Raw genomic sequence first — 8,374 nt, 5'->3', positions numbered from 1 at the left:
AGTCCGGTACATTCTGTTTCCATTCCGAGACTTGGGTCATGGGTTTTTTCCCCCACATGTTGAGTCTTAACACACACAACGGAGGTGCTTGAGGACAGCTATAAGCAGTAAATTGGAGAGATAATGGCAACCTGCTGAAAATAAAGATAAAATGCCTGGCAGGTTTCCGCTGTGAATGGCAATTTTATGGAATGAAACTTGCGTAAACACTGACGGAGAAAGAAGGAGGTAACAATGAAACGGATCAAAATGAACGGAACTTTTAAAGCACTTGGGGTGCTCCTCGCCGTGGCCGTTATGGCGTGCGGTCTGGTGCTGCCCCAGCCGGCTTCGGCCGCATTACCGGCGCCCAACTTCATGCCGGGCTTCCCCATGCTGGCGGGACCCCAGATCATTATCATGTGGTCACCCATACCCGGCGCCGTGAAATACAATGTTTATATGAACGGCAAGAAGATCACTGAATCGATAGCGATGCAGTTCATTGCCCCCGCGCCGACGGCTGGTGGAGAATACAAATATCAGGTTTCAGCCGTTGATGCTGCGGGGGCCGAGAGTCCCCTTTCGGTTGAGAGCCTTATTAACATCATCATTCTTGAACCTCCGGGAAACCTGGCGGTTCTTCCGTCAGAGACGCGCATAACAGTTCGCTGGAATACGGCACCGGGAGCGCTCATATACGATGTTTTCCGCAAGGTAAAGGGTGAGGGGGAGTTTAAGATGGTGTCTTCCGTTAACACCACCCGCTACGACGACGCCACCCCGGAAGCCGGCAAGACCTACGAATATGCCGTTAAGTCAAAGGATTCCAGCGGAAAGGCTTCTTCTTTTTCACCGTCGGCGGAGGCCCAGCTCCTGGTAGTTGAGGCTCCCGCGGCCGACGAGAAAAAAATCCCCAGGCTTCTTGTCCCCACAACCCAGGTAACGCAGATCTTTATGGAGTTCGGTGGGTTCGACATGGAGATCTTCGGGAAGGAGGCCCTGGTAACGGCCAACAAGCTGTACTATTTCCCTAATATCACTACACCGGCGACCATGGAAGATTATGAGGAGATTTTCCCCAATGAGGACCACCTGAGGGGGCTTGCTGTCTGTGATGGCCGCGTCTTCGTCATCCAGTCTAGGCCCCAGAGGGTTATCAAGGAACTCAGCCTTGCAAACCGCACCGTGGTGAACCAGTTCCCCATACCAGCCCCCAAACCCGGTGAACTGGTTTACGGGGAGAAGCTGGACAAGCAGAAGGTGGCCAACCCCAACCCCTATGACCTGGTCTGCGATCTGGACGGTAACCTGATCATCTCCGATCCCGATAACTTCAGGCTGGTCCGCTACACTGCAGACGGCGAACTCATCGAGACCGTGGGCTTTGACCCGGATGCTGAGCTAATACCGGAGCCACGCTGGAAAGTCGACACCCCGAAATACCTGAAGATCGACAAGGATGGCGAGGTTCTCATCAGCAGCATCTTCACCATCGAGGGGTTTGACTCGGAAGGTAATGAGCGGATAAAGAGTACCGGGAACCTGGGTTCCAACATCGGGCAGTTCAGCTCTATTTACGGCATCGACCTGACACAGAAGGGTAACCTGTACGCGGCCGACATCAGGGCCAGCAACGTCCAGATTTTCCGCAAGGACGAGGACGGAAACTGGGAGTTTCACTGGAGCGTCACGAATAAGGACAAATCGGGGAACCTGGCCATTGCCTCCCCGAGCGGGATCGCTGTTTCCGAGGACGAGAAGTACCTGTTCGTTCTGGAGGGGATCGCCAAGCGCATAGGCGTATTCCAGCTTCTCTGGGACCAGGCTGACCAGAGGCCCGAAAAAACGGAGTAAAAACGCCCTATAAGAAAGGCCCAGGCAGATCCATATGATCCGGGTGGCTGAGGGCTGTGTAGCTGAAGCGTTGTTTTTGTTTATAGCTGCTTGAGAAAGAACAACTGATCAAAAGATGAAAGGAGGTGGACACAGAATCAGTGCCCGGGTTCAGGGCAATTGATAGGGGGAGCCTTCCCCAAGCCTTCCCTTTGGGGAGGATTGATTTGAAGTATAATTTATTTACAGCGCAATAGGAGGAAAAACTTATGAAACGCAAGCTTGTTTTGGCTCTTATGGTTTTGGCCCTGGTGGCTTTCGGCACCGGTACGGCCATGTCCGCGGGGCTTCTAAACTCTAGTCACAACATGATCCTGCACCAGGACTACACGGGTGGAGCGGCCCAGAAGGGCGCCTGCTCCTTCTGCCACATCCCCCACGGTGCCGGCGGTCAGAAGCTGTTCCCCACCGCCATTGCGGACGTGGCTACCGGGTCTCAGTGGGACAACGATCCCATCGCCGCCATCTGCTGGGCCTGTCACAACGACGCCTCAGGCTACACGGACGCCGCTGAGATCAACCCCTTCCAGTCAGGTTCCCACGGGCGTGACCTTTCGGTTCTGGAGTCCTGGGGTGATGCCCTCGAAGCCACTCTCACTGATGCCGTTTACGGCACAAGCACCCACGCCACCCTGGGGGCGGTCGTCGGCTGCCAGTCATGTCATAACATCCACGACAACACCTACAGGCCCTTCCTCAGGTCCAACACCACGGGCTCCCTGGCCCTGGTGGCAGGCGACTTCCTGACCTTCTGCGAGGATTGCCACGTGGCCCGCGACGAGAACGACGGCGGCAACGCCGGCGCCGACGCCCGCCAGAACCACCCGGCTTCCAACGTGGTCCTGGCCGAGGCTGGCACCAACGCCAACCTGCTCCAGTTCGGTGTTGACGCCTACGGCACAGACTTCAACAGCACCTGGGCACTCCTGACCCAGGAAGCCAATACGCCTACCGTTACCGGTAACCACTGGAACCTGGGCGCCAAGTTCGAGGCCAACGCCGGCGCTGCCGTTACCGGTGAGATCAACTGCGGTACCTGTCACGTTGTCCACTGGAACGAGCTCGGCAAGGGTGATGCGGGTTACGGCGTTGCCGATGGTCTGGCCGCCGGGACCGATGTCACCCTTGCGGTGAACTTTGGTCATAACGACCTGACAGTCTACAGCTCCGACCCGAGTGGCACAGCATCTGCGGACATCTGCTCCCAGTGCCACGACTACACGAACGCAACCTCGGGCCCTGGTGCTCTTGCTACCTTCTCGCACCCCTTTAACAACACCTTCGACGGTACCGCCGCCACCGGTTTTGATGTTACTGAGCCGGCAGGTACGAAGTGGCTCAACACCGATGCCGCCAACCAGGTCATCGTGTGCCAGTCGTGTCACGACATGCACTTTGCCACGAACTACGACGACACCGCGGTCGGTCCCCCCAACTACGAGTACGCCCTCCAGGCTGCTTACTGTTCCGATTGCCACAGCGGCACCGGTGCTGGCAACTTCAAGCCTGGTCACCATCCCTCCGGTTTTGCCGTGACCGGCGATACCGATCTTCGCGCCGATGGCACGGGTACCGAGATCGGCACCGACATGGATTGGTCCTCCTACGTGGTCGCGGGTGGTGCTGCCAGAACCCAGGTGATGGTCAACATGATCACCACCGACCCCACCGGTTGGACCGGCTCGACCAACTACTACGATTTCCCCGGTGGCGTTATGGGCTGCATGACGTGCCACGCTGGACCCAATGCGAGCGCCCACAACAACGCTACATCCTTCCCTGGCGTGGCCGGTGTTGCCACCGACGACTCCATGTGTGTGGACTGTCACGGTGTTAACCCCTCCTGGTTTACAGGCCACAACACCACCGATGCCGGGACCCACGTCCTTGGTGAGATTGCCACGGCCAACTACAAGTGGGCCCAGGGATCCGGTTCAGCTGTCACGCCCGAGGCCGGTGCAACTGCTCCCATCAACTACTCCAGTGATGGCAGTTTTGCCAACTCGGCCCTGATCTGTACCTCCTGCCATATCATCAAGACTGACACCGGGCAGGCCATATTCTCCAACAACGGTGATAGCGATGCGGGCAGCACCAACTACAACGCTGCTGAGCGGACCAACGAAGACTCTGACAACGAGAACTCGACCTTGGACGGTATCGGTATGCTGCTGTCCTCCGCTGGCAACAACGACAATGGCGGAACGACTGTGTATCTTTGTACCTCATGCCATGGCGGAGCTCCGGGAACCGGTTCCACACACCCGGTTCTGCCAAATTATACAACCAGCATGGGAACCGTCACTGCCAACAATGCAAACATCGGTGAGAACGGTGTCACGCACGTTGGTACCAACACCGACGGATCCTCCACAGGCCAGATCAACTGCGAGTCCTGTCACAGGGCCCACGATGCCGATACGGATGGTTCCACCTACATCCTGGAGACGGCGGGCGCTGGTACAGGCGGATACATTGATGAGGCTGTGCTCTGCAACGCGTGTCACGCGAAATAACGGGCAACCGTTTTTTCAGCAAAGTTGAAAAAGCCAGGTACGTGTGATATTGCTCTTGGCTTCAGGGAGGGAGAGGGTGTCAGTGTTACCCTCTTCCTCCCCTCTTAATCTCTGCTCAAGGAGGTAACCCCATGAATTGTAAACGTTCACTGATAGCCCTGATGGTGCTTTGCATCGGGTTGGCCATGGTGCCTGTGGCCAGTGCCATCGGCTTTCCCCCCGGAAGTACAGTGCCCTCGGAACCGCCTGTCATGATCACCAAACTTGACGGAACCACCGTGGGCCTGGACACCTTGTTTAAGGAGCCCGGTGCGCTTGTTTTCTTCAACACCACCTGCAACAACTGTCTGCAGGAGATCAAGTGGCTTTACAAGGACCACCCCGGTTCCAACATCCATCTGGTGAGTATCGATATCGGCGGCAAGGACATGGTTGAACGCTGGATGAAGGTGTACATGAAAAAAATGGAAGGCGCGATGGTTTACGTAGACCCAGATTTCGCCATTGCCTCCAAGTTCGGGGTCAGCTTCACTCCTGCCACAGTCCTCTTTGAAAAGGGAGCTTTGGTAAGGCAGGTCATTTCAGGCTACAGCCCGGATAGCCACAGTGCCATAGAAGACATATTAAAGTGACAGTTCCTGTAACCCTAAGATTTTGATTATTAACGGGGGGGTGGCGTTATGCCATCCCCTTTAATCGATGATAAACTGATAACCGTTGGAGAAAACCCATTGACCTACATATTCAATTGGAACCCTGTCCCTAAGATAACTGCACTCGTTATTTCCATTCTTTGCGCTATCTTCGCTCTCACAGCATGTGAGCCTAAACCGTTCGAGGAGGTTGAGGGTGAGGTACAGGTTTTCACCGCGGAAAGGGTAACCGATCTGCTGAGCGCCCCCCCGGAAACGGTTCTCATCGCCTTTAAAGGGACCAAGGTTACGAAGATGGAACTTCGCGATGTATTCGACAGGTTGTACAACCGGCCCAAACAGGACGACACGCGGGAGCTGGCCAGCAGGGCTGTCACCAGGACGGTCCTCTACCGGAACTACCTTTACCTCGATGCTGTCAAGGAATCTATGGAAGTTTCTCCTGATATCCGGTCAGCGTGGGAGGCCAAGATCCCCCTGTGGACGGGGAAGTATTACTCCAAAAAGTTGGATGCTGATGTAAATATCGACGATGCTGTGGCGAGAGCTACTGTTCCGTCAACCGGCTTTGTCATGACTATACGTCAGATCGTTCTCCTTGAACTGGGTGAGGCTCAGAGGATCCGGGAGCGCGCAGCTGCCGGTGAGGATTTTGCAAAACTGGCCACGGACCATAGTGTTGGGCCGGCATCAGAAAACGGTGGGCTTCTTACTGAGCCGATTATCACAGGTTTGCCCCATCACTACGGTGCGGAAATCATTTCAAGGCTTGAATTTCTGGAAAAGGGAGAGGTAAGCACCGTCATCCCCACCGGTCTTGGTTATAATATATTCTTCATGGAGGATAAAAGACCGTTGTTGCCGGAAGAGATCGATAATATGGTAGAGGGCGCTAAAAATCGCCTCTTAGCCCTGGCGGTGGACTCCCTGAAGGGAAAGATACCTGAAAAATATCCCTTGAAGCCTGTCGAGGGAAGCCTGGAAAAGGCCCTCGAAACTGGAGATGGCAGCATTGTACTGGGAACAGTGGGCCAATACGAGATCACCTGGGACTGGATGCAAAAGGTTGTCCTGACACTCTGGCCCAAGGGCCAGGAAGCTGTGGCAAGTACCTCTGTTAATACATGGTGGAGCCGTATCAGGGAAGTGGCGCCGGACCTCGCCATGCGTGAAGAAGCGGCTTCCCAGGGTGTTCTGGAGGAAAAAGAGTACAAGGAAAATCTGGATCGTGCCTGGAAGGATGCCCTTGTCCAGACAGCCCTTGACCGGATGAATAAAAAATCAGAGCCTTCCGATGAAGAAATTTTCAGTTTTTATATTCACTCCTCCGGGCAGGCAGATTCCCCAGAGGCGATATTCAGCGTAAGGGGGGTTCGGGGTTTGGCCACTCGAGATGTTGCAGAGGATGTTGCAAAAGACCTTAAACGTGAATTACCGCTGGAAGGACTCGTGAAAAGTAGTGATTCAAAAGGTGGCCCTGAGGTACTGGAAGGGACCTATCGGGAGGGAGATTTTTCTGAAAAGGCAATCCTTACCCTCGAGATGACCCCTGTTGGGGATGTAACCAAGCCCCTGGATGAGAAAACCGGCTGGGCTGTCTACAAAGTCCTTGGCAAAAAACGGGGAGACCTTCAACCTTTCGAAAAAGCATACGCTCAGGTAAAGAATTCGATTCAGCAGGATTCCCTTAAGAGAACCAATATGGCGATCATGGAAAGGGGAGCCAGGGAATACCCTGCTGATTACCTTGTGGAAGCCGGCCTCGTGGGTGAAATGATCGAGGAGTGGCTGGACGCAAGGAAGACCATACGTGGTATTTCACCAAGCAAGGGTTCTTTCCATTAACCTGCTTAATCGGGCATGTGTAAGATGCATGGCATGAACAAATTGAGGCGGCCCCTTGTGGGCCGCCTCAGTTACGTTTTGGATATATATTTTACCGGGTTGTTTATTGTGGTTGCTGGATTTCGATCCGGGTTCGCTCTTTCAGTTCCGCGACCTTCTGCTCCAGAATGGCCTTTTGACGATCCTTTACCAGCCTGTTCACGATCCTGCTTTTTATCTCCTCATACGGTCTTATGTTCTCAGGGGTGATCTGGTTGACCAGGATCAGGTAGTGTTCCTTGACGCCGGGTCTTGTTGTGAATGGAAAATAACCGCACTGACCCTTTGCAAGTTCCTGTGCCCCGATCCAGAGGGGGCCCGTTACCTTTTCGGTGATGACGATGTCGTACATGTTGGTGACGTCGACCGGATACTTTTTCCGTAATCTGTCCGAGACCTTTGTCAAAGTATTATTCGTCCCTATATCGGATGCAGCTGCCCGAAGGTCACCAATAGATTCAATATCTACCGGGTCTTTGCGGAAAATGTAGCGTGTAAATGAGACGGTGCGGGTTCCCAGCTTTCCATACCTCTCCTTGTTTTCCTGGTAGTAGGTAAGTGCGTCTTCCTCTGAAACGATAATATTTTCAAAAAGCTTCTCTACGTAAAGGCGGGCGCCGAACGCCTGGCGGGAAAGGGCAACGTAGTCTTCAAAGGGAAGCTTGACGGTTTCAAACATGCCTTCCAGTGCCTCTTTACCTCCAAACTGCTCGATCCGTTCGCCAATAAAGGTGTTAAATCGATTATCGTCAATAATGATCCCGGTCCGCTGTCCTTCCCTGGCCAGAAGAAATCGGGGGATCAATGTGTTTACAGTGCTTTCCCATTTCTGTTGCACATAAGCGTCAAAGTTATTTTCTCCGTGAAAAATAGTGTTCTGAACGGCGCCGAACTTCAGGGCGGCCAGAATGATCTTCTCCGGGATAGGTTCCCCGTCCAGTGTCACTGTAGGCAGAGTGAACGGTTGTGCCCCATCCACTTCCATGGATGACCTATTTGTGTCGCTGTTTACCTCTGAAGTCTTGAATGCGAGAGAAACAGGAGGTGCCAGAAGAGAAAATCCGAATAAAAGCAGAAAAAATACTGGAAAGATTTGGTACTTGATGTAATTGAGTTTCATAAAGCCCTCTTAAAGTATGCGTTTATTGGAGATGGTTCACTGTTGGTTCAGACTGGATGCATCTTAGCTTTACCAGTTTAAAATAACATCGCTTTACTGGTTGTTTTGCCTTAGGCGGGAGATTTTTTGTTGTGCTATAGATTTGTACTTGGGATCACCCAGCCAGAACCGCAGGAACTTTTCGTAATTAGCAATGGCATCGATCTGTTGTCCCATGTTCTCGTTGGCAAGAGCAATGTTATAGTAGGACATGGCGAAGGTCGGGTCTATGAACAGCGCCTTCTGATAATACGTTATGGCTTCGGGGTAGTTACGCTTCTTGAAGT

General features: G+C 53.6%; 6 protein-coding genes. 4 read left to right on the top strand and 2 right to left on the bottom strand.

Annotation, left to right across the window (positions count from 1 at the left end):
- Positions 1-234 precede the first annotated feature (234 nt).
- From P1S46_10125 to P1S46_10110, 4 genes are all read left to right on the top strand, one after another.
- Positions 235-1,836 carry a hypothetical protein gene (locus P1S46_10125; GenBank protein MDF1536835.1) on the top strand — a complete coding sequence of 534 codons (1,602 nt, stop codon included), beginning with the start codon at positions 235-237 and terminating at the stop codon, positions 1,834-1,836.
- A 248-nt stretch (positions 1,837-2,084) separates the two neighbouring features.
- On the top strand, positions 2,085-4,391 hold the full coding sequence (locus P1S46_10120) for a cytochrome c3 family protein (GenBank protein MDF1536834.1): 2,307 nt from the start codon (positions 2,085-2,087) through the stop codon (positions 4,389-4,391).
- Positions 4,392-4,522: 131 nt separating this feature from the next.
- A complete protein-coding gene (locus P1S46_10115; GenBank protein MDF1536833.1) occupies positions 4,523-5,023 on the top strand; it encodes a TlpA disulfide reductase family protein in 501 nt (166 codons plus the stop codon).
- Between the two features lie 99 nt (positions 5,024-5,122).
- Positions 5,123-6,889: a peptidylprolyl isomerase gene (locus tag P1S46_10110; GenBank protein ID MDF1536832.1), complete on the top strand. Its 1,767-nt coding sequence runs from the start codon at positions 5,123-5,125 to the stop codon at positions 6,887-6,889.
- A 103-nt stretch (positions 6,890-6,992) separates the two neighbouring features.
- Here P1S46_10110 and P1S46_10105 read toward each other — a convergent pair whose 3' ends face one another.
- Both P1S46_10105 and P1S46_10100 read right to left on the bottom strand, forming a co-directional pair.
- On the bottom strand, positions 6,993-8,048 hold the full coding sequence (locus tag P1S46_10105; protein MDF1536831.1) for a peptidylprolyl isomerase: 1,056 nt from the start codon (positions 8,046-8,048) through the stop codon (positions 6,993-6,995).
- Between the two features lie 93 nt (positions 8,049-8,141).
- Positions 8,142-8,374, bottom strand: a 233-nt coding sequence (locus P1S46_10100; GenBank protein ID MDF1536830.1) for a tetratricopeptide repeat protein, incomplete at its 5' end; no start/stop codon positions are given.

It is taken from the genome of bacterium (assembly GCA_029210545.1).
GTDB lineage: Bacteria > BMS3Abin14 > BMS3Abin14 > BMS3Abin14 > BMS3Abin14 > JARGFV01.
This window is presented reverse-complemented; position numbering and strand designations above follow the sequence as displayed.